Annotated in this window: 18 protein-coding genes; 12 read left to right on the top strand and 6 right to left on the bottom strand. The window is 26.2% G+C overall.

What is annotated here, in order from left to right; translation table 11 throughout:
• The first annotated feature begins 135 nt into the window (after window positions 1-135).
• The 4 genes from Q0H31_RS08930 to Q0H31_RS08945 all read left to right on the top strand — a co-directional run bounded on the left by Q0H31_RS08930 (window position 136) and on the right by Q0H31_RS08945 (window position 4,933).
• Window positions 136-900, top strand: a complete 765-nt coding sequence (locus Q0H31_RS08930; RefSeq protein ID WP_295297397.1) for an AAA family ATPase — start codon at window positions 136-138, stop codon at window positions 898-900.
• A gap of 18 nt (window positions 901-918) precedes the next feature.
• A complete protein-coding gene (locus tag Q0H31_RS08935) occupies window positions 919-1,869 on the top strand; it encodes a ParB/RepB/Spo0J family partition protein (protein ID WP_295297399.1) in 951 nt (316 codons plus the stop codon).
• A 9-nt stretch (window positions 1,870-1,878) separates the two neighbouring features.
• A complete protein-coding gene (locus tag Q0H31_RS08940; RefSeq protein ID WP_295297401.1) occupies window positions 1,879-3,069 on the top strand; it encodes a DUF4384 domain-containing protein in 1,191 nt (396 codons plus the stop codon).
• Between the two features lie 67 nt (window positions 3,070-3,136).
• Window positions 3,137-4,933 carry a methyl-accepting chemotaxis protein gene (locus Q0H31_RS08945; protein ID WP_295297403.1) on the top strand — a complete coding sequence of 599 codons (1,797 nt, stop codon included), beginning with the start codon at window positions 3,137-3,139 and terminating at the stop codon, window positions 4,931-4,933.
• A gap of 3 nt (window positions 4,934-4,936) precedes the next feature.
• On the opposite strand, the gene Q0H31_RS08950 is transcribed toward Q0H31_RS08945, so the two are convergent.
• Complete coding sequence (locus Q0H31_RS08950; RefSeq protein ID WP_295297405.1) at window positions 4,937-5,974, bottom strand: mechanosensitive ion channel family protein; 1,038 nt, start codon at window positions 5,972-5,974, stop codon at window positions 4,937-4,939.
• 222 nt (window positions 5,975-6,196) lie between these two features.
• Between Q0H31_RS08950 and Q0H31_RS08955 the strand changes: the two genes are divergently transcribed.
• Complete coding sequence (locus tag Q0H31_RS08955; protein WP_295297413.1) at window positions 6,197-7,243, top strand: ankyrin repeat domain-containing protein; 1,047 nt, start codon at window positions 6,197-6,199, stop codon at window positions 7,241-7,243.
• Between the two features lie 23 nt (window positions 7,244-7,266).
• Complete coding sequence (locus tag Q0H31_RS08960) at window positions 7,267-8,025, top strand: MgtC/SapB family protein (RefSeq protein ID WP_295297416.1); 759 nt, start codon at window positions 7,267-7,269, stop codon at window positions 8,023-8,025.
• Window positions 8,026-8,153: 128 nt separating this feature from the next.
• On the opposite strand, the gene Q0H31_RS08965 is transcribed toward Q0H31_RS08960, so the two are convergent.
• Both Q0H31_RS08965 and Q0H31_RS08970 read right to left on the bottom strand, forming a co-directional pair.
• Window positions 8,154-9,254, bottom strand: a complete 1,101-nt coding sequence (locus tag Q0H31_RS08965; protein ID WP_295297438.1) for a SpoIID/LytB domain-containing protein — start codon at window positions 9,252-9,254, stop codon at window positions 8,154-8,156.
• 129 nt (window positions 9,255-9,383) lie between these two features.
• Window positions 9,384-11,198, bottom strand: coding sequence for a family 10 glycosylhydrolase (locus Q0H31_RS08970; protein WP_295297418.1), 1,815 nt, complete (start codon window positions 11,196-11,198; stop codon window positions 9,384-9,386).
• 199 nt (window positions 11,199-11,397) lie between these two features.
• On the opposite strand from Q0H31_RS08970, the gene Q0H31_RS08975 reads away from it, so the two are divergent.
• Complete coding sequence (locus Q0H31_RS08975; protein WP_295297420.1) at window positions 11,398-12,651, top strand: protein kinase; 1,254 nt, start codon at window positions 11,398-11,400, stop codon at window positions 12,649-12,651.
• 40 nt (window positions 12,652-12,691) lie between these two features.
• Window positions 12,692-13,939, top strand: coding sequence for a histidine--tRNA ligase (hisS, locus tag Q0H31_RS08980; protein ID WP_367117131.1), 1,248 nt, complete (start codon window positions 12,692-12,694; stop codon window positions 13,937-13,939).
• Here the strand turns inward: hisS and Q0H31_RS08985 are convergent.
• Window positions 13,936-15,216, bottom strand: coding sequence for an ankyrin repeat domain-containing protein (locus Q0H31_RS08985; protein WP_295297424.1), 1,281 nt, complete (start codon window positions 15,214-15,216; stop codon window positions 13,936-13,938). The two genes, hisS and Q0H31_RS08985, sit on opposite strands and share 4 nt — an antisense overlap.
• Before the next feature lie 558 nt (window positions 15,217-15,774).
• Between Q0H31_RS08985 and ftsY the strand changes: the two genes are divergently transcribed.
• Together ftsY and aroA are read left to right on the top strand one after the other, a co-directional pair.
• The gene (ftsY, locus tag Q0H31_RS08990; RefSeq protein WP_295297426.1) at window positions 15,775-16,734 is read left to right on the top strand and encodes a signal recognition particle-docking protein FtsY; all 960 of its coding nucleotides are present in this window, start codon (window positions 15,775-15,777) and stop codon (window positions 16,732-16,734) included.
• 17 nt (window positions 16,735-16,751) lie between these two features.
• On the top strand, window positions 16,752-18,020 hold the full coding sequence (gene aroA, locus Q0H31_RS08995; protein ID WP_295297428.1) for a 3-phosphoshikimate 1-carboxyvinyltransferase: 1,269 nt from the start codon (window positions 16,752-16,754) through the stop codon (window positions 18,018-18,020).
• A 6-nt stretch (window positions 18,021-18,026) separates the two neighbouring features.
• On the opposite strand, the gene Q0H31_RS09000 is transcribed toward aroA, so the two are convergent.
• Complete coding sequence (locus tag Q0H31_RS09000) at window positions 18,027-18,749, bottom strand: polyprenol monophosphomannose synthase (protein ID WP_295297430.1); 723 nt, start codon at window positions 18,747-18,749, stop codon at window positions 18,027-18,029.
• Window positions 18,750-18,810: 61 nt separating this feature from the next.
• Window positions 18,811-19,770, bottom strand: a complete 960-nt coding sequence (locus tag Q0H31_RS09005) for a hypothetical protein (RefSeq protein WP_295297432.1) — start codon at window positions 19,768-19,770, stop codon at window positions 18,811-18,813.
• Window positions 19,771-20,000: 230 nt separating this feature from the next.
• Here Q0H31_RS09005 and Q0H31_RS09010 point away from each other — a divergent pair, with 230 nt between their 5' ends.
• Window positions 20,001-23,360, top strand: a complete 3,360-nt coding sequence (locus Q0H31_RS09010; protein WP_295297434.1) for an exodeoxyribonuclease V subunit beta — start codon at window positions 20,001-20,003, stop codon at window positions 23,358-23,360.
• A gap of 20 nt (window positions 23,361-23,380) precedes the next feature.
• On the top strand, window positions 23,381-23,986 hold the full coding sequence (locus Q0H31_RS09015) for a carboxymuconolactone decarboxylase family protein (RefSeq protein WP_295297436.1): 606 nt from the start codon (window positions 23,381-23,383) through the stop codon (window positions 23,984-23,986).
• Window positions 23,987-24,089: the final 103 nt, after the last annotated feature.

Below are 24,089 nucleotides of genomic sequence, written 5' to 3' on the forward strand. Positions count from 1 at the left end.
GCTATTTATATTATAAGGAATACCTACTTTATTTTAACTAAAAAACGTGCAATATCTATGGCTCCTAAACATTATTAAAACCTTGATAAAATATATACTTTTGTTATAATATAATAATTTTAAGGGTTATTTTATATGTCTAAAATTATATCAATAGTTAATCAAAAAGGCGGTGTTGGCAAAACAACAACAGCTGTTAATTTAAGTTCTATAGTAGCATCTATGGGATATAAGACTTTATTAATAGATATAGACCCGCAGGCTAATGCATGTTTGGGTATAGGTGTTACAAGAGATAAAATGGAATATGGTATATATGATATTTTAATCGGAGAGGCTGATATAGAACAAGTAATAATAGAAACATATCAAGAAAATCTCTACCTCATACCATCGGACTCTGATTTGGTAGGTGCTCAGATAGAATTAGTAGGGGAGATAGGAAGAGAATATAAATTAAAAAAAGCTATAGAAAAAATAAGAAATAATTATGATTATGTATTTATTGATTGTCCTCCTACTTTGGGTATTCTTACTTTAAATGCTTTAACTGCTGCAGATTCTGTGCTTATACCAATACAATGTGAGTTTTATGCTTTGGACGGTGTGGGGGAGCTTAATAATACTATATCTTTAGTAAAAGAAAATCTAAATCCAAATTTATATATAGAAGGCGTATTATTAACAATGTATGATGGAAGAACTAATCTTAGTAATGATGTTGTTAGAGAAGTTGTTAATTATTTTAAAGATAAGACTTATAAGACTATGATTCCAAGAAATGTACGTTTGAGTGAAGCTCCATCATATGGGAAGGCTATTACAGATTATGATAAAGAGTGTATTGGGGCTAGGAGCTATAAAGAATTTGCTAAAGAGTTTATAGAAAGGTCTAAATAATTTTTGGAGTAATAATATATGAGCAGAAAAGGCGGACTTGGCGGGCAGGGTATGAATGCCTTGATAAAATCTACAGATAAAGAAATAAAAAGAGCTGTTGAAGAAGCTGAGAAAAATGGAATATTAGAAATAGATGTTTCACTTATAGATGTTAATCCAGATCAGCCGAGGAAAGTTTTTAATGAAGAAGAAATTAAAGGGCTTGCCGAATCTATAAAAGAAAATGGTCTTATAAACCCTGTTACATTAAGAGAAAAAGACGGTAAATATCAAATAATATCCGGCGAGAGAAGATTTAGAGCATTTAAATATTTAAACAAAGATAAAGTACCAGCATTGGTGTTAAAAAATATACCGGATTCTAAAATGCTTGAACTTACACTTGTAGAAAATATTCAAAGAGCAGATTTAAACGCAATAGAAATAGCAAGAAGCTACAAAAAATTAATATATGATTTAAATATTAAACAAGAAGAATTGGCTAATAGAGTAGGAAAAAGCAGAAGTACAATTTCAAACTCTATGAGAATATTAGAGTTAAGTGAAAATATACAAAATCTCATATTAGAAAATAAACTTACGGAAGGTCATGCAAGAACAATACTTTCTTTTAGCGAAAATAATGAAGAGAGAGAAAAGTTTGCTAAAGAAATAATAGAAAAAGGTTATTCTGTAAGAGAATGTGAAAAAATAGTAAAAGAAAAAAAAGAAATAGTAAAAGAGAATAATGATACACAAGATAAAAATATAAAACAAGAACATAAGAAAGACCCTAATATAAAAAAATTAGAAAATGATTTAGAAAAAATATTTTCTACTAAAGTTAATGTAGTAGATAAAGAAGGAAAAGAAGGTAAAATTATAATAGAATATTATAGTGCTGATGATTTATCGAGAATAATGGATATACTCGATAATATTCACAATATTAATAATAATTCTATTAAGCACACAGCTATAGAATATTAGGAGATATTTTTGAAATTAAAAGTTCTAATTATATTATTATTAAATATACTCTGTTTATATTCAAGAGAACAACTAAAAATATCTATAGTAGATTTGAACTATGAATTAAAAAACAACTCTCCTTTAAGGAAAGATATTGTAAGAACTATAAATCGCTTTCCATATCTAAAACACCCTTACACAATAACAGTAGATAGAATGAAAAAGCGTCTATTTAAAACAAATGAATTAACATTAGAGCAAGGATTAACTGTAGCATCAAATTTAAAAGTTAATGTTGCAATAATAATGGATAGCGAACTAAAACTAAAAAATACAAATGATGTATTAACTAATAATTTAGCAACAAACAACATAACAAATATTTTTCTCACCAATGAAAATATTCAATCTTATTCTAATGATATAGTAAATACATTAGACAAATTAAATAATTATACTCAGGAAAAAAAAGAATTAAATGATATAATAGAAGAAAAGCTTGGAAATCCTGCAAATACCAATAATACATCAGAAACAAATGAATATGAGCTTTTTTACAACTTTACGGTAGTAGATATAACAAAAGGAGAAACTATTAAGGAATATAAATCTATATCATCAAATCAGGCAAATTCCCAAATTAGTACAATAGGCACTTATTTGGAATATTATTTTGCAAAAAGCCTTTTAGATTCTCTTACTAATGAAAATAGTAATATTAATTTAAACTTTGAAATAGAGAGAATTACATCAAGCAATGAAAGTATTATTATAAAAGACAGCGGAGAAATGATAGAAAATGAAACATTTAAAATAAGTTTTAATTCAACAGAAGACGGCTATTTATATATATTAGCATTGCAAAATGATGGAAATATTATTTTGATGCATCCTAATGATTTTAATAATTATATGGAAAATAATAATATTCAAAAAAACAATATAGATTCTAATATTGAATATACAATTCCTCCGGAAAACTCTATTTTTAAAATGGTTGTTTCAGCTCCGTTTGGTTTAGATAGTTTTTATGCAATATTTATAAAAAATGAGGCTGTATGGTTAGAAGAGCAGTATTTTAGCGGAGAAGGGTTTAAATCTGGGAATAAAAATAGGCTTGCTGAAATGGTAATAAAATTAAAATCTTCTCTAAAATTAAAACTTTCTAATGATTGGCAAATATCTAAAATATATATTACTTCAAAACCAGAAATTTAATAAATTTGCTTTTTTTTCATATTTGTATTACAATTTCATAGGTATTTTTGTTTTTTAGGATTAATTAATGAAGAAAGGTTTGATGTTTAAGTTTATTTTTACTTTTTCAATATTTTTATTTGCATCATTTGTACTAATATATTTTATTTATAAACCAATATATATAGGCAAATTTTTAAAAGAAAAACATTTTCAAACTCTAAATTTAAAAAATATAACCGAAGGACAAATTAACGAAATAAAAAATACAGTAAATACAGTAGTAAATAATCTTGAAGCAAACCCTAATACAGAAACTATAGGCAAATTTTTTACTAATATTGCTAAATCACAAAAAGGTTATTTAAATGTATATTATGGTGAAACAGTACCCTATTCTCAAGGCGGTGTTTTTATCAATACATTAACAGAATATGACCGTTCTTATGACCAAACTTCAAGAGATTGGTATAAAAATGCTGTTTTAACTAATGATGTTTATATAAGTGAGCCTTATATAGATTTTATAGTAAATGAACTTACAGTTACATTTAGTAAGGCTGCTTATACTAATAATTCTTTGCTTGGAGTGTTTTCTATAGATTTTACAGATATTAATGGAATAATAGAAAATGCAAAAAGTAATTTTGATGGTGAATGCAATATAGTATCTCAGGATGGAATTTATATAACGCATGATGATAAAAAATATCTGCTAAATAAAGATAATAATTTATTTACAGACCCTTTATTTGAAAACTTTAAAGATAATTTTTCTTCACATCTAAATGAAACAAAAATATATAAAGATAAATGGTATAGCATACAAACTCTATCTAATGCTCCTTGGATTATTGTTTTTAAGGGAGATGCTAAAACTATTAATATTCAATTTCATTTGATAATGCTTGTTATATTATTAATTATGATAGTTTTAATTATTATTGAGGCTTTATTAGTATCAAAGATAGTAAAACCTTTAAATAATTCTATAGAAATAATAGATTTAATGAAAGAAGGAAATTTTAATAGCAACTTCAACAAAAAAGATTTATCATTAAAAGATGAATCTGGACATTTAACTAACTCTTTGAATGATATGCAAGAAAAAATATCTCAAATAGTTTATGGCATAAAATCACATATGGACGGCATCAAGAACTCTACAGCTCAAATATCTGATGGTATTTATAATTTATCTGATAGAACTTCATCTCAAGCGGCTGCCATAGAAGAAATAACAAGCTCTATAGAAAGTCTTTTTTCATCAATATCAGAAACATCAAAACATAGCAATTTAGTAAAAGATATGGGTATAAAAGTAAGAGATTTTTCAAAGAGCGGAGTGGAAGCTGTTAATAAGATATCTGATAATATGTATGATATATCATCTTCAAGTAAAGAGATTTCAAATATTACAAAACTTATACAAGATATTGCATTACAAACCAATATTTTAGCATTGAATGCAGCAGTAGAAGCGGCTCGTGCTGGAGAACAAGGTAAGGGCTTTGCTGTAGTTGCTTTAGAGATTAGAAACTTAGCTAATAATGTTAATGAGGCTGCAGGAAATATAACTAACATCATAGAAAAAACATTATCTAAAATAGATGTAGGATATGAATCTGTTAAACATTCTTTGGATATACTTTCAAAGATAGAAAACTCTGCCAATGAAGTATCTAATCTTCTTTTGGAAGTATATAATTCTGTCTCTACAGAAGAGAACAGTGTAAAAGAAATTAACTTAGCTATGAATGAATTAAATAATATAACACAAGAAAACTCACAGCTTGTTCATCAAAGTTCTATTTTGGGTAAAGAAGTAGCAGATGATACTTTAAATGTACATCATAAGTTAGAGTATTTTAAATTAAAGCCTTAAATCTTACTCTTTGCTGAGATAAACAGTTCTTGAAGGGAATGCAAAGTTAGCATTAATTTTTGCAAACTCTTCTACTAATTTATAGTTAATGTTTTCTACAACCTTTACAAATTCAGCATAATCTGCAATATTAACATAATATATCACTTCAAAGTTTAATGAAGAATCAGCAAACTCTATAAATCTTGCACTATAGAATGTTGTAGAACTTTCACTTTCAATAATAGTTTTAACTAAATCAGGTATCTTTTTAAGTGTCTCTAACGGCGTAGAATACTCAACTCCTATAGTCATATATTTTCTTCTTTTTTCTAATACTCTATAGTTTTGTATTCTTGAAGCAAGTAAATTAGTATTAGATATTAAAAGCTGCTCTCCAGTATTTCTTCTTATACGAGTGGATTTTATGCCTATATATTCAACAGTACCTAAATCTTGGTCAATTTGAATAAAGTCTCCTTTCAAAAAAGGCTTATCAAAAACAATAACAAAATAATTAAATAAATCTGCTATTATACTTTGAGCGGCAAATGCAACAGCAACACCTCCAATACCAAGACCTGTAATAAATGTAGTAACATTAACCCCTACATTTGAAAGTATAGTTAAAATACCAATTATCCATACTAACACTTTTGTTAAAGTAACTATTCCATCGGATATAATAACATTTTTTTTCTGTGATAAATAATTATCTGTAAAGTTGGTTATAATATCGCATATAAATAATACAGAAAAAACAATTATACATACGGCTAATATCTTACCCCAATATCCCCCTAATACCTTTGGCAATACTAATGTGGATTTTGCTATAGCTATAGAAGCTACCAATATAACAGGCAGACTTCTTCTTTTTATGCTCTTTGCTAAAGCAGCAAAAAAAGAATTTTGAAACTTAACATTAACCTTCATTAATAATCTTACTAAAAGCAAAAGACCAATTCTCATAATAGCAAAACTTATAATAAATAATGCTAAAGAAATTAAATATTTAAATAAACTGTTTCCATAAAAAATTGTCTCTTTTAGATATTCCATGAGAACTCCAATCAATTAGTTTTGTAATAACACTATACTAAAAAAATTGTATTATGTCAAAGATTAATTTTGTATTTTAATTATTTTTATGGTAGTTTTTTAGAAATTATGAAATATACATAATATGCATACAAAAATAATATAAATAATAATATAAAAAATGTTTTTTAATATTATGTTTATTTTCCGATAATTTTAAAAGTATATATGGACAAGTGTATTATGAAAAAAGTAATAGTATTTATTTTAATTATCAATGCTTCATTGTTATTTTCTCAAAGCAGCAATGATTTAATGCAAAGCATAGATGACAACAACATAGAAGAAGTAAAAAATATAATAAGAGATGGATATAATTTAGATATATTTGATTCTAAATATAATATGACCCCTTTAATGTATGCTGCTAAAAATGGCAATATTGATATTGTGAGGGAACTTATTAATTTTGGTGCGAAAGATATTGATATGTCTTTTTATATTTCATGTATGGAAGGTTATTGGGATATAGCTAAAGAGTTAAATAATGCTGGTGCTAGTAATTATAATATTGCTATTAGTTATGCTGCTTTTGGGGGCAAATTAGACATTGTTAAAGAGCTTATTAATATGGGAGCAAAAGATATTAATAGTGCTTTGGTGAGTGCTTGCGAGGGCGGAGATATTGATACTATAAATTATTTAATAGAGATGGGAGCTAATGTTAATGCTGAAACTTTTTTAGTTGTATATAGAAATTATGAAGGGGCTATAAGAAAATCACCTTTATCAGCATCAAAAAGTTTGGATATAACAAAAAGGTTAATAGAAGCTGGTGCTACCAATTTAAATGATGCTTTAATTTATAATGTTAAAAACAATAATACTAATATGGTATTTGATTTAATAGAACTTGGAGCTGATGTTAATTCTTATGAGACTAATAGCGGAAAGAGTGTTTTAATGTATTCAATAGAGAGAGAAGATGCTAATTTAGACAATATAAAAAAATTAATAGAATTAGGTGCCAATGTTCAAGCAAGAGATAGAAATGGAAACAGTGTTTTAATACGTTCAGTGATGTATCAATATGAGAAAAAGGTAGAAGAGTATAACAAAACGATTTATAAAACATTCGGTACAGATATTAATATTATAGAAGAGCTATTAAAAGCAGGAGCAAACCCTACAGACAGAAATAATTATGACAATACTGCATATAGACTTGCTGCAAGAAAAAAAAGAAAAGATGTGATAGATTTATTTGACTCTTATATTGAAAAGAAATAGCAGAAATAGGAAATACTTAAAATATGATAAAAACTATTGCAGAAAATTATAATATATTAGAAATAACAACAAGAATATTAGTAGCCTATATAGTAGGTGCTTTGATAGGCTGGGAGAGAGCTCAGCATAAAAAGCCTATAGGAAGCAGAACTACAAGTATTGTATGCATGGGGGCTGCTATATTATCTTGCTATGAAGAAATATTTGCAAAAAGTATATTGATTCAAAACAGCCAATTAATGGAGATAGGAAGCAAATTATTATATTCTATGCCTGACTACAGTAGAATTACAGCACAAATTGTTTCCGGCATTGGTTTTTTAGGTGCTGGTATGATTATACAAAACAGAGGTAAATTGCATGGAATAACTACTGCTGCTATTGTTTGGGTTACTGCTTGTTTGGGAATAGTTATAGGTTCTGGAGAATGGATACTTTCTGCTATAGGATGTTTTTGTATATTTTTAAGCACATCAATTTATAGGGTGCCTTATTTTTTAGCACATAAAAATCATTCTGTTATATATTTAATAGAGTATAATAATAAAATTGATATTGAAAGTGAAATAGATAAATTTGGCATAAAAATTATGAGATTTCAAATTGTAGGTTGGAAAAAAGAAGAAAATGAAAATGAGCTTCCAAATATAATAGGAAAGATACATGTGTTTGTGCCTAATTTAGATTATGATAATATAGAAAAAATTTTTATTAACTCTAATATAAAGCCTATAAGAAAATTAAACCGTATGAATGAAAAAATAAATTTAGACAGTTTATGATAATAATTATTAAATTAAAAAATAGTTAAAAATATTTTAATATTTATATTTATTTTTGAAACAAATTTCATAAATAAAAAAACGCCCTTTAATAAAAGAGCGTTTATATTTAATTATTAAAAAATGAATTAATTTTCAATCCATATATCTGGTTCAAGTCTTGTATTTACTTTATTGTAATCAACTATTTCTATTCCTTTGTAATAGAATTTCAAAATTTCTTTATATTCTTTTTTTACCTGAGCCATACCAAAAGCTCCCCACTGACACATACCAACTCCATGTCCGCTTCCTTTACCTGTGATTATTATTCCATTATCAACTTTCTCTATACTAAATTGTAAAGAAGGTACTATTACAGGAGATAATTTATTTCTGAAATCTCTTGAAGGTATATCTTTTTCATCTATTTTTATATTCACAGCTTTTCCAGATTTAGGGTCTTTGTTTACTTTTATAGAAGAGCCTTCATTAGCTTCTAAAGCAAAATCATTATTTAACTCTTTATAACTCAAAGCATTAGTCCAAGGTTTTATTTGAGCATTACAATAAGGACATTCAACTCCCTCTAAATATGGTACATTAGCTCCAAACACATTTTTAGCACTGTCTGTATATCCGCCGCATAATGCACTAAAATATGTAGCTATTACTTTATTATTATATACAGCTATTTCAGATTTTGTTCTGTCTACTGCCTGCTCTGTATTCCAATTAATTTTTTCTCTGCCGTTGTATACTTGGTATTTTGTTGTATTGTCAACGTCGAAAGGCTTTTGACCATTATTTTTTAATATATGAAATATAGCATAAGTACGTGCTGCAACAGCTTGTGCTTTTAATGCTTCCATAGGCCAAGAAGGAGACATCTCATGAGGCAATACCCCTTTAACATAATCTTCAATATCTAGTTCATTAATTACTATCATAGTGTTGTTGTAAGGTATAAACTTTAATGAACCATAATATTCTTTACCGTTTAGTGTAAAACCGTCTTTAGTTTCAAAAACTATCCCTTCTTTATAGACTCCAACATCATTAATTTTTAAGCCCAATCTGTTTTCTACAACCATTACTGTTTCATTAGTTAAGCCTGATATTATTTCACTTTCATATTTATAATTATATGCTTTATATGGACCTTTTATGTTAATTGTATATGGAGCTTTTACATCTGTTAAATATACTTTAATATTATTAATTTGAGCAAATGCAAAAATAGAATTGATTATAAATAAGACTAATATTATAAATAAAAATCTATTTAATTTCATAAATATGTTTCTCCTCCAAATGTTTATATGGTTTTTTAATTATCGTAAATTAATATCGGAAGTTAATAAAAGTACTTGATATATTTATTGTATTACAAGATATTCACTTTCATTATGTATTCTGTCTAAAGCTGTAACATAATATATATATTTAATGTTTTTATCTGCTTTTTCATCTCTATAAACTATCTTACAATTAGTATTAAAATCTTCTCTTCTAATTTTATCTATAATTTCAAGTTTGCCGTCATTTACCTTTTTTCTGTATATCACATAATAAACAGAAGTGCCATTTACAACATGAGAGTATTTATCAAGCTTATATTCATTAGGGTCTGTAAAACTAATTATATTTACACCAAAAGATTTTTTAAGACTTGGATTTTCTAATTTTAGCGGAGGAGTATTGATATCTCTCATTGTGTTCATAGTTGGAACTACCGCTTTAAATACATAATTATTTTTCTTAATATTCTCAATAGCTTTATATCCATAATCTCCAGTGCCTACATCATTTAAATACATATTATGCATAGTAAAAAATGAAGAGCCTTTTATATAACATTTACCAACATATCTTATATAATCAACTTGTTTAGACATCACCCATACATCTTTCCAAGGTTCATATTTATCTTCTCTTCCCATTTTGTATAATGCATGTCCTATATATATGTCAGCAATATTTTCTTTGTTTGTAGCTTTTCTTGCTTCTCCTATCCACCAATTAACCATTTTATCGAAAGGCACTGTTTGATGTGAAGAGCTCCAATAAATTTGCGGAATAATAGCATCAACATACATCTTGTTTAGTCCATCTTTTTCTGTGGCGTTGTTTATGGTAGTAGTTTTTTGACCATTAAGCATCCAAAGTAAAACATCAGCATGCAAAGCATCAAAGTTTGGATTGTAGGATTTACTATCGCTCCCATTGGGGTCGCCCTTATATTCGCTTAAAGGCTCTTTATTTCTCCAAACTCCAGCAGGAGATATAGTCCATTTTACATAAGGCTTTCTTGATTTTATTTCTTTATATATGCTGCTTACTAAATTATTAATATTATTTCTTCTCCAAGCATATAATCCATTAACTCCATAATCATCATATGAAGTGTTATTAGCATCATAACCTAAACTGCTTGCATATTTTGAAGAGCTTACACTGTCAGGCCAATCTCTATATGTTTTGCCGTTTAATGAGTTTTGATAAAAATAATCATCAAAATGAATGCCGTCTATATCATAGTTTTCAACTACTTCTATAATAGAGTCCATTACATATTTTGAACTTATAGGCTCACCCGGGTCTAAATATAGTCTATTATCATACCAATGAACAGGTTTAAGCCCATTTGAAACATAAGTATGAATAAAGTTTTTTTTAGAAAATTGTTCTTCATAGCTTTTGTTAGTGTCGTATTTTAATGATATTCTGTATGGGTTAAACCAAGCATGCACTTCTATATTTCTTTTATGAGCTTCATTTATTATAAACTCAAGCATATCTGTTTTGAAAGGGTAATCATCTCTCTCATCTTCAGGATTAATACCAAAAAAATATCTTGTAGTAGGGTTAATTTTTGATTTGAATATAACTCCCGCATCAGGCTTAACTTGCACAAACACTGCATTAAAATTATTGTTATAAAGAGTATCCAAATATTTTATTATTAAAGCTTTTTGTTTAGCTTCATTTCCTCCCATTAGAGGCCAATCAATGTTTGCAACTGTTGAAAACCAAGCTGCCCTAAACTCTCTATACATAGGGTTTTGGCTTCTGTCTTCATCTATGTTAGTTAAAAGCATTTTGTTAATGATTTCATCTTCTTTATATTTTATACTTTGACATGATAAGATAATTGATAATAATATTGTTAGAAATAATAATTGCTTCTTCATAAATCCTACAAAACAAAAATTTATTTATTAGTCTCGGTATTTGTATATAAACTATTGAGGCTATTATGATTTGTACTTGAAAAATATTTATTATATTGTAAATTTATATTATAAGATTATTTTTTTGTATATTATTATTTTTAAGTTTTTTATGACGATAATGAGTAATAATATATGTAACTACTGAGGAAATAAGATAATGAAAAAAATAATTTCTGTAATTTTAATGATATCTATTTTATCACCTTTAATGGCACAAAATAACTATACTTTCCCTGAATATATGGAAAGACTTCAAAGACAAGTTCCTAAAAAAGCCATACAGTGGTTCGAAGAAAATGGATATTCTGATGCTTATGGGGTAGATAAACGTATATTTATTTTCTATAGAGGTATAAGCAGATATCATAAATATGCCAGATATAAGGGCAGTATAGATGAGGCCAATAGAGCAGCAAGCGATTTTAGACAGGCTTTAGAAATACCAAATGATAATGTATTTAATTTTAATACTAGAGCTATGTTATATTTAGGCGGACTTCTTGCAACTATACCGGGAGACAAAGAATTACCAGCTAGAATATTTAATTATTATATAGCAAATACAAGTCCATTCGATCCTGATTATCCTACTGCAGTATATTGGGCATTATATTTAAATTATCTTGATAAAGAAACATATAATACATACTATAATAGATTAGTTTCACTTGAAGAAACTCAAGTTTACCCAGTAGCTATAATATATGATTATGCCACAGCCACTTATAAGAGCATTCCAGAAATGTTGGCTAAAATACCTGCACCTAAAGATGTAAAACCTAATACTTATCAATGGACACAAAATGGTATGAATATTTATACTTTAGTTAGCGATTCTGTACCTATTATACCAGAAGATAGAGTTTTGCCTACATATGGCGTACAGGTTTCTCCTTCTTTTGAGGAATATCCTCCTGCAAGCAGAGTACCAGACCCGGGTGATAATAGAAGAAGACTTATAGAAGAGAGAGAAGTTTTAGAAAAAATATTCACTGAAAAGTTTTATATTGAAACAAATCAAACTGTAACTAATGATATTATTACTGATGATATATTTACAAATACTGTGGTTACTAATGAGATGATAAATACTAATGAGATGGTTACTAATAATATAATGACTAATAATACTATAGAAACTTTCTCTAATGCAGATACATATACTTTAAATGTACTTGTAGATAAAGTTAATACTTATGATAGTGTTAGAATAAATATAGCTGGAAAAGAATATAATATTTTTAATAATGATAATTTTACAATTGATTTACCTGAAGGTGAATATGATGTTCAGATTTATATAGCTGATAAGATGTATAACAATAAAGTAAAGATAACCAAAGGATATTATAATTTGCTTTATGTGGAAGTAAAAGAGGGTAAATTGGTTAATAATATGAATAATCAATAGCTATATTAGGCATTTGTTAAATTTAATAATTGGAGATATGATGCTTAATATAAAAAAACCTAGAGGTACAAACGACTTTTTTTATGATTCTTCCGAGAGGTTAGAGTTTATAGAAAACAAAATAAAAGAGATAGTAAGATTATACGGTTATAAAAGGATAAGAACTCCTTTATTTGAGTATACTGACCTTTTTACCAGAGGTATTGGAGAGGGTACTGATATAGTTGGAAAGGAGATGTTTACTTTTGAAGATAGGGGAGGACGTTCTCTTACTTTAAGACCAGAAGGTACTGCTTCGGTGGCTCGTGCTTATGTTGAGAATTCTCTGCAAAATGAATATGCTATTAACAAGCTTTTTTATTTGGGCACTATGTATAGAGCTGAGAGGCCGCAAAAGGGCAGATATAGAGAATTTAATCAATTTGGCATAGAATGTATTGGCGGAACTTCTCCTGTAATAGATGCTGAAGTTATAGCTTTAAATATCAACATATTAAAAGAGTTCGGCATAGATAATGTTAATTTGCTTATAAATACTGTTGGATGCAGTAATTGTAAGCCTAATTATAATAAGGCACTTAGAGAAGCTATTGGGGAGAGAAAAAATGAGCTTTGTGAAACTTGCCAAAATAGGTACGAAAATAATATTTTAAGAATATTAGATTGTAAAAATGAAAAATGTAAAGAGATATTAAAAGATATACCAAAGTTTTATGATTATGTATGCGATGAATGTAAAGAGCATTTTGATTCTTTATGTAATGAGCTTACAAAGATTAATCAAGACTTTACTATAGACAATATGCTTGTACGAGGTCTTGATTATTATACTAAAACGGCTTTCGAGGTGCAGACAAATGCATTAGGCTCACAGAGTGCCATACTTGGAGGCGGCAGATACGACAATTTGATAGGGCTTTTTAATTCTAATAAAGATGTTCCTGCTGTTGGAAGTGCTATGGGGCTTGAGAGACTTCTTATAGTGCTTGAAAACAATAACAATATTATCAATGATAGATTAGATGTTTTTGTTATAGCTTTTAAAGAGACTCAAAATGAAGTATTAAATATTATGCAGATTCTTAGAGCTAAAAATATTTCTTGTGATTTTGATTATAATATTAAATCTATTAAAAATCAGTTTAAATCTGCCAATAAAAGAAATTCTAAATATGCTTTAATAGTAGGTGAAGAAGAATTAAAAAATAATAAGTTTAAGCTAAAAAATATGGATACTAGCGAAGAGAAAGAAGTCGCTTTATCTGATATAGCAAAATTTATTAATTAATTCATACGGCTGCTTTCAAAGAAGTTTCTTATGTTTTCATTTTTGGACTTTTTTGCTAATTCTATAGAAACATTGTCCACAGCAGCACCGTTTCTCACAAGAAGTTTGCATATATCAAAGTTTCCTGTTTCTATTGCCATATTTAATGGACTATAATTTTTATTTTTATCTCTCAAGCTTATATTAGCACCATTATCTATTAAGGCTTTTGCTAATTCGGTATTATTGTTTTTTATTGCTATATGTAAAGGGCTATAATATTTATCTATGTGGTTTATATCCGAGCCTTTGTTTATGAGTTTCATAGAATTATTATAATCATTGTTCTTTACTGCTATATTTAATGCTGTTTCATTATTGTTATTTGTGATATTAACATTTGCATTTTTTTCTAAGAGCATATCTATTATTTTGCTGTATTCTTGAGATTTGTTTGCATTAATTAATGATAGATGTAAAGGAGTGTTTCCGTTGGTATCTTGTAAATTAATATTTGCATTATTTTCTAAAAGTATTTTTACACTTTCTGTTTTTTTATTAGCATTAATTTCTAAAATATAATGTAAGCTTGTTTGAAAATAAGAATTAGTGTTATCCACATTAGCTCCAAGATAAATAAGTGTTTTTATAGATTTTATAGCTCCAACTCCAGAAGCATAATGAAGCATTGTGTTTGTATCTTTAGTGTCCACATCTATACCAAGTGCACTTACTAAGTAATTTATATTTTCTACATTATCACCAAAAATAGCTGCTTTCATTATTGATATAACATCTTCGCTATTCATAAGCAAATATATATTTTTATCTAAATATGCTTTTAATATCTTTGAATTAGAATATCTTGAAGCTACAAATTCACTTCTTGGTTTTTCTATCATTTTAAAGTTAATATTAGCTCCATAATCTATTAATAATTTTAATACTTCAAAATTGTTGTATATGGAAGCAATGTCCATAGCAGAGAAATATGAAGCATCTATAGTTTCATTGCTTTTTATAATTTTTGTATTTTTATCTAATAATTTATTTAAGTCTAAATATGGAGAGTTTTTTAGTGCTTTTATAGAATCTGTTTTATTATTTTCTGCTGCTATATGTATTAAATAAAAGCCTCTTTCATCTTTTATATTTGGATTAACATTTTGACTTAACATGCTTTGTATAGTTTTTATGTCGCCTATTTTTACAGCATTAATCATTTTATTTTCATTTTCTGTAAGTGCGTATGATATATTTATCATTAGAACATATAATATTAGCAACTTTTTTATCATTATTGTTTTCCATTATGTAAATTAATATAAATTATTGTTAATCATTATAAACTATAATTTTATTATGTAAACTAACAATTTTCTAAGTTTATCAAATTTTTTATTGTTCTTTTTCTATAAATATGTTACAGGCACTTCCTACGGTCGTAAAAGAAGTGAGGTCTTACCATACGGGTACGCTTCATAGGGGGCAAAGCCCTACAAATAATAAAAAAGATAAAAATTCTATTGTTCTTTTTCCCGCAGCAAAAAGAACCAAAAAGTGCAAATTAGTGTTAAATCATACTAGTTGTATCATAAATATACTCACTATTTTGTATAAAAATATAGTCCTTTTGCTTCTTTGGGTCACCAAAAGAAGTGGGGTCTGGGGCAAAGCCCCAGATATTAAAACATAATATAACTTTATTTTTTTACAAAATATAGTTCTTTATATATGAACTAAAACTTTTGCATTCTCTTTTAAGTAAAATACAAACTATTAGAAAATTACATAACTTGAAAAAATATTAATAGTTTATATAATATTATAATAATTTTTTACTGGAGAATAAATAGATGCAAAATTATTTATTATATATAATAATAGCCGTTGTTGTTATTTTGGCTTTAATAATATTATTGGTATTAAAAAATAAATCAAAAAAACCTCAAGTATCTTTAACAACTTCAAAATCAAAATTTTCTCTATCATCATTATTTAGTAAATCATCAATTAACGATGAGTTTTTTGCAAGTTTAGAGAATATGCTTATAACAGCAGATGCAGGAGTTGAAACTACAAAAGATATTATTTCAAAATTGAGAGAAATTGTAGAAAAAGAAAATATAAAAGATTCATCAGAAGTAAAAAAACATTTAAGAGATATTTTAATATCTAAGTTTATAAATAAAAAAATAGAATTAAAAGAAAAGAATATATTATTTGTAGTAGGTGTAAATGGAGTAGGCAAAACTACTTCAATTGCAAAATTAGCAAATATATTAAAGCAAAATCATAAAATAATATTAGCAGCATCAGACACATTTAGAGCAGCCGCTATAGAACAGCTTGAGGAATGGGCTAATAGGCTATCTGTAACCATAGTTAAAGGTCAGCAAGCAGGAGACCCGGCAAGTGTATTATTTTCTGCTTTGGATAAAGCAAAAGCAACAAATGCTGATATAGTGATAGTTGATACGGCTGGCAGATTTCACAATCAAGATAATTTAGTTAAGCAATTAGAAAAGATGAAAAAAATAGCTACAGAGAGATTTAGCGAGTTTAATTTTGTGCCTATACTCGTATTAGATGCTAATGTTGGTCATAATGGCATAGAGCAGGCTAAAGTATTTACTAATGCTTTAAATATACAAGGAGCTATTGTTTCAAAATTAGATAGTTCTGCTAAGGGAGGAGTTGCTATAAGTGTGGCTCATTATCTATCACTTCCTATATATTATGGAGGATTTGGAGAGAAGGTAGAAGATTTTAGAGAGTTTAATGCTGAAGAGTTTATTGATTCTATTTTGCAATAATTGTTTTGGAGATTCGTATGTCTTTAGTAATAAAACCTTCTTATGATATTTATGGTTCTTTATATATACAAATAAGCAAAAGCGATGCTCATAGGGCTTTAATAGCTGCTGCTCTTTCTAAAGATGTAAGTATGTTAAAACCTTGGATGAAAAATGTCGGCAACGATATAGAAGTAACAAAGAATGCAGTATCTAACTTTGCAGATTTAGTACCGGAATTAGATTATTTAAAAGTAATTCCTAAAAAAGATAATTCTATTAATGATATAGTAGTAGATGTTAAAGAGTCTGGTACTAGTTTAAGGCTTCTTATTCCTATAATGTCTGCCCTTAATATCAATACCACCTTTGTTGGTTCAAAAAAATTGTTTTCTAGACCTATATCAGTATATGAGCAGATATGGAAAGAACAGGGGCTATTTTTTGATAAAAAAGAAGACTCTCTTACAATAAAAGGTCAATTAAAAAGCGGAGATTTTACAATAAAAGGAAATATCAGCAGTCAATTTATAAGCGGTTTATTGTTTGCCGCACCTTTGCTTGAGGGAAATTCCAAAATAATGATTGAAGGAGAATTAGAATCATCTCCTTATGTATTTATGACTCTAAAAACATTAAAAGAGGCTAAAATAGAAATATTAAAAAATATGGAAAACTCTCTCATAGAAATATACGGTTCTCAAGAATACTCTGCTCTTAACTATGAGATAGAATCCGATTGGTCGCATGCTGCGTTTTTTGCTGCTGCTGGTGCTTTGGGCGGAGAAGTTACGCTTTATGGTTTAAATAAATATTCTATACAGGGTGATAAAGAGATATTAAATATATTAAAGTTTATGGGTGCTTCTACCAATTGCAATGAAGATGGTTCTATTACAATTAAAAAATCAGGAAAACTTCATGCTATGGATATAGATGTGTCTGATATTCCAGATTTAGCTCCAATAATTACGGCATTAGCTTCTACTGCTAAAGGAACTACAAAACTATATAATGCAAGCCGTTTAAGATATAAAGAAAGCGATAGAATTAATGATTTAAAAGACAGTTTTACTAAAATAGGGGCTAAAATAGAAGTTACAGATGATGAAATCTATATAGAAGGTGTTGAAAGCTTAGAAGGAGGAAGTACTACCTCTCATAATGATCATCGTATAGCTATGGCATTAAGTATTGCTTCTACTGTATCTAATAATGATATTATTATAGATGATGCTGAGTCTATTAATAAATCTTCTTTTAATTTTTTGGAACAGTTTAAGAGTATAGGTGCTAAAATAGATTAATATAATTTATTTATTAAAATATTTTGATTTATCTCTAAATCTTAAACGAACTACTCTAAATAAGGCCTCTGCTATTATATTTTTAGACATTTTTGATTGTCCGCTTCTTCTTTCATAAAATATTATAGGCTCTTCTGCTATTTTTTTACCGTTACTTTCAAAAGAATAATTCATTTCTATCTGAAAAGAATATCCAGCCGATAAAATATTATCAAAGTTCATAGTTTTCAATACAGATACTCTAAAGCATTTAAATCCGCCAGTAATATCCATTATCTTTGAACCTAATATAAATGAAGCATATCTGTTTCCATAGTATGATAAAAATAATCTTCTTAAAGGCCAATTAACTACACTAATACCGTTACAATATCTTGAACCTATCACTAAATCCAAATTCTCTTTTTCCATTCTATCAACAAAATTAATAACAAAATTAGGGTCATGAGAAAAATCTGCATCCATCTCTATAACATAATCAGGATTATACTGAAAAGAATGTTTAAACCCAGCTATATAAGCAGGTCCAAGTCCTTCTTTTTTCTCTCTTTTTAATAAATGAACTCTATTATTATTTAAATATTTTTCAACAATGCTTGCTGTACCATCTGGACTATTATCATCAACTACTAATATTTCTATATATTCAGGAAGTGCTAATACGGTATTAAGCATTTTTTCTATATTGTCGCTTTCATTGTAGGTTGGTATTATTATTATTGCTTTCATTTAGAATCCCGTTTTTTTATTTTGAAACATTATATATTATTTTTTTATGTTTTCAATATAATTATTTTGAATAATTATCAAGCTCATTACAAAAATTTACAAAGTCCTCATAAACAGTTATAGATTGCAAATATCTTAAATCTATCATTAATCCAGAATCTATATGCTTAAAAAACTCAACGTCCCATAACTCTGTTTCTATAAATCCTTTTTTATAATCATATTTATAATATTCAAACTTATAATAAAATGCCCTAAAATATTTTACTTTAGCAAAACATAATTTATATATTCTAAATATTATTCCAATAGTATCATTTGTGTTAAAAAACTTATCTGTAAAAATTAAAGCTTTATGCGAGTTTTCTTTCTCTTGATACCATTTATCATTTTCTTTTATTAGTCCATATTTTTTTATTATATTTTCTTTATCAGCAGAATATAGAGAATTATAATTATAGTCATATCTTACAATGTTATTATTATAATTTATACCTTCGCATATTATGTGAAATGTTTTAGTATCTGTATGTATATTTATTTTTATATTAGAATCTTTATAATTGTTATCTACTCTAAAAACATCATATTCTGATGGGCAGGCATTAAAATGCGTATCGCATTCTATATATATTACATTTTTAAATATTATTTCTACATCATGATAACAAGATAGATCGTTGCTTCCTACAATATGCAAGTCTGTTTTATAATCATTAATCATAAAATCTAACCACATATTATCTTTAATTGATGCATTAATCTTTTTTACAATTTTTTGTGTTTCTATTATATTAATACCATTTATATAATTAAAAAATTCTTCTTCTAAATATTTAAAGTTATTAAAAGCTACTTTATCTTTATGTTTATTTATTTTTATATTTATATTGTTTTCTCTGTCAAAAAATAATTCATATTGAAATATATCATTATTATCTATTATTATTTTATCATTTTCTTCTGCTATATTGGCTGTATTATCATTTTGCTCTTTAATATATTTTGCAAATTTATACAATATATTTTTATTATTTTATTTGGTATTGCTGTATATATTAATTATTTTATTATTATCATCAAAATATAGTATTTTATGCATATTTAATAGTTTAGTATTTAATTTAGTATTAAAATAAAAACATCTTTTAATAAATTATATATAATTTCTAATTGTTTTTCAACTTTTAAATAATCAAAATATCGCTTAAATATTTTAATTATTTATATTTATGTTATGATACTTATATTATGAAACTTAATGATAAACAAAGAGAAATAATAGATTTATTTTTAAATGACGGCATTTGTTTTGTTAGTGCATCTGCAGGCACTGGTAAAACAACAACTATTACAGAAGCGTATTTACAATTATTAGAAAATAAAAATCAAAAAGTTTCTAATATAGTTGTTATTACATTTACAAAAGCAGCTGCCAATGAAATGTTAATTAGGATAAGAAGAAAAATCAGAGAAAAAATTAATGAAGGCAAAGATATTGAGTATTGGAAAGACATTTATAAAGAAATATTAACTAATGCCAAAATATCTACTATACATTCATTTGCTAATTCTATTGTTAAAGAATATTCTATTTATCTTAATATGCCTCCAAAAATAACAATACTTGAAGAGAATAATGATTTTTATGAGGTAATTCATAATGAAATTTTAGAATTATTAAATGATAGTGAGTTTTCAGAAGATATTAGAAATAGTTATAGAATATTTACAGATGAATCAAAAGATAAATTTATAAATGATATATTTAATTTTTTACTAAAGATAAAACCAAGATTAGAAACTATAGAAGCATTTGAAGAAGAAGCTAATAATATTTTAGATATAAAACTTTATAATGATTCTTATAATGCAATGTTTGAAACTATAAACTATTTAATAGATAATAAACCTGAAAAGAATGAAGGTGTTACCATAAGAAATATAATAGATTCTATTAATGATTCAATAGATATTATAAAAAAATTAAAAGATATTAAAAATATAGAAAACGATGATTTATATTACAATATATTAAACTCTTTAGATAATATAAAAAACAAGAGAAACCTTGGACAAACTAAGCACACAGATTTTAAAACTGCTTTTGCTAATTTAAAAGGCGGCTTAATACCAAATTTTGAAAAGTATATAAAAATACAAAAAAATAAAGAAATATATAAGGAACTTATTAATTTTATAAAAGAAGCCTATAAAATATTAGAAAACACTAAAAGACAAATGGGTGTATATTCTCATGAGGATATGATTTCAAAGGCAATAGAAGCATTAGGAAATGAAACAATAAGTAAAGAGATAAGAAATAATATTAATGCCTTAATATTAGATGAAGCTCAAGATACAAGCAGGCTTCAATTTTCTTTTATCAATTTAATAGTATTTGGAAATAGAGAAATCGATAAAAAAACTTCTATAAAGGATAAAAAAATACTTATAGTTGGTGACAGAAAACAGTCAATATATAGATTTAGAAATGCTGATTTTAATGTGTTCACGAATGCTAAAAATATTTTTGAAGATTATGTGAGATATTTGCAAGATAATTATAGAAGTAAAGAAATGCTTATAAATTTCTTTAATGACATTTTTGAAAACAAAATATTTGAGAATGATAGAATAAAATACACAAAAGACGATAATTTAATTTCAAAACAAAATGATAATGCAAAAAATAAATTAGTTTCTTTATTAGTTTTTAATAATAATGTTGATGATGATATAAAATTAAATAGTGATTCTAAAACCATATTAGAAGCATACGCTATAGCTAAGTTTATAAAAACAAATTTAAAAAATGATTATAAAAATACAGCAATACTTCTTCAAACATTTAGCAGATTAAATATTTATTTATCAGTATTTGCAGAAGAAAAAATACCTTATTATGTTGATGGAGGAAATGGTTTTTATGAAAGAATTGAAATATCTAATTTAATAATATGTCTTAAATATTTAGTTTTAAAAGATTATTCACTATTACAAAGTTTACTAATGTCTGAGTTGTTTGATATAAAGATTGCCAATTTATATGATTTCTCAATAGAATTAAAACTAAATAAAAATTATAATTTATACGATTATTTTTCACTAAATGATTGCAAAGAAAATACTATAGAAATAGCAAAAAGGAAAAAATATTACGATGAACTAAAAAAAACAAAAGAGCTATTAAATAATATAGAATTAAAAATTAGTACAATGTCATCTTATGATGCAATAGAGGCAATATGTGTTGATACAAATTATTATAATTATTTAATGCTTAAAGAAGATGCAGAGATTTCTTATGCCAATATAGAAAAATTAAAAAAATTAGCTTATGATTTTGAAAATAGGGCAGGGGTTAATATTTATGATTTTGTTATTAGCTTAGATATGAATGCTAAAGATATATCATATGCCACAATACCAAAATTATCAGTTGATGCTATTAGGATAATGACTATACATAAATCTAAGGGTTTAGAGTTTAATAATGTATTTTTAGCCGGAGCGGGATATTATAGAAACGCTTCTAATGAAGTATTTGACTTTGTTGAAAACTACCCATATATAGAGATTCCTATACATGGAAAAAATAATGAAGAAAAATTGAAATTCTTTTTTGAAGATGATAAATATAATTCTTCAGCAGATAAATCTGAAAAAAAGAGATTATTATATGTAGCTTTAACGAGAGCAAAAGAAAGATTGATAATATCTGGTGAGAGTAGGTATAAAAAATTAGACGACCCTAAATCGTATAGAAATTATATAGACTCTTATCATAATTTTGATATAGAAGATTCTATAAATAATACAGCAGATGATTTAGTTTATATTGATGATAATACTAATGAGTTTATGGATTATTATTCTTATGGTATATTGAAAAATGCTAATTATGATTTAAATGAATTATATACTAATAATTTAGAGAAAATAAATAAAAAAATAGAGTCTGTAAAAATAAATAGAATAGTAGAGGAAAAAGAAAAACAAATAGAACATATTAGCCCTTCAGAAATAAATGAAACAGAATTTGATAAAAATGTTATTAGTAGATTATTAAGTAAACATATTTCTATACCTTTAGATGATGATAAAAACTTTGATTTAGAAAATCTTGAAACAATAAAAGCAATAGACATGGGTATTTTAATGCATGATTTGCTTGAGCATTTTGATTTTGATGAATATAAAATAAATAAAGAAAACTATATAGAAAAAATAAAAAATGATGCTATAAAACAAAATAAGCACTATGATGAAAAAGACTTAAAAAATAAGCTCGATAAATATTTTATAAACTTTATAAATAATAAACATATAACCAATATTATAAATAAAGAAGAACTAATAGTTTCAAGAGAACATAAATTCCAAAATAGAAAATTAGTTGAAAATAGAACTCAAATTATTAATGCTAAAATAGATTTAATTACAAAAAACACAAACGAAGAATATTTTATTTTAGATTATAAAACTACAAAATATTCTAAAGAAAAAGAAGAAAAATATAGAGCACAGCTTGAAATGTATAGGGATATTGTAAAAAAAACATTTAATATTAAGAGCGAAATATATATAGATTTAATATTTTTATGGTAATTTTTATTAAGGAATAGATAATGTTTAAATTTAATATTAAAGATAAAAATAATTATTTTGAATCTCAAGATAAAGCATATATTAACCCTCCAAAAAAGATACCATTTTTTTTAAGATTTCCAATATGGATAGCAAGTAAAAAAGTAAAAAAAGATTTACTGCTTGCAAAGATTTTAGCTTGGAATCCAAAAACAGCTATTAGTTCCGGTATATTAGAATCTTTAATTACACATGATGATAAGGAAGTGCCTAAAAGATTATTAAAACTTATTAGAATACAAATATCTATAGATGTATCTTGTCCTTTTTGCATAGATATGAATAGTTTTGAGTATGATAAAGAAAATGTAACAGATGAAGAAATAAAAGCATTACAAAATAAAGATATAGATAATTGTTTTTCTTTATCAAAAAAAGAGAAAATAGCATTAAAATATGTATCTGCCATAACAAAAACTCCTGTGATGATATCAGAAGAATTAATAAGTGAGATAAAAGCCGAATATTCTGAAAGGGCTATACTAATATTAGTTTCAACGGCGGCACAGGTTAATTATTGGGCTAGGCTTATAAGAGGATTAGGAGTTCCTGTTGCCGGCTTTAGCAATATTTGTAAATTAGAATAAAATAAATTATAAACAATTAAATAATATGTATGCACAGGAGCCAGACATATTGCAGTTAGGAATTCCTTAATTTCTTAAAGTATAGCATAGGTGTATCATAATT

The sequence above is a fragment of the uncultured Brachyspira sp. genome, assembly GCF_934747485.1.
In the GTDB taxonomy this organism is placed as follows: Bacteria; Spirochaetota; Brachyspiria; order Brachyspirales; family Brachyspiraceae; genus Brachyspira.